The organism is Priestia sp. P1_B12_1 (assembly GCF_056406695.1).
Map to the genome: position 1 here is coordinate 1 of NZ_JBFTZR010000071.1, position 584 is coordinate 584.

General features: G+C 37.2%; 1 pseudogene. It reads right to left on the reverse strand.

Annotation, left to right across the window (positions count from 1 at the left end):
• A pseudogene (locus AC1D0Y_RS29725) lies at positions 1-249 on the reverse strand (IS6 family transposase); the annotation flags it as partial.
• Positions 250-584: the final 335 nt, after the last annotated feature.

The following is a 584-nucleotide window of genomic DNA, read 5'->3' on the forward strand; positions in this document are numbered from 1 at the left end:
CACATAGGTCTCATCCACTCGCCAAGAATCATTTGTTGTCTTAAGGTGACGTCGTACGCGTTCATCTAATTCTGGTCCATATTGATGAACCCACCGCATAATGGTTGTGTGGGCAATAGATAGACCTCGTTCTTCCATCATTTCGACTAAATCACGAAAGCTAAGGTTGGACCACAGGTACCATCTGACGGTTAATAAAATAATGTCCGGCTGATAGTGTTTCCACTTAAATAGATGCTGCTTTTCCATACTGATCACGTCCCTTTTTTAGAGTACTAGTATCAGTATGTACAAGGTTTAGAGATTAATTGCAAGTTAGACTGATTTTTTGCACCAGAACCACAAATACGCAGTTTTTCTACAAAATGATTAGTGATTAAATCATTTTAAGATAAATAGTTTTAGTATTTACTATTATAAGGATGTAAAAATTAATGGGACCGTCAATAATTTTGTGTAAATGGGAGTTTCCTTTTCTTATGAACGTTACCCACTAGTTTGCTTTAAACATCATTTGTAGTTCTGCGCGAGCTTGATCGAAACCAATATGACATCGTGTCGCAAAGCGCTGATTATACTGGTCA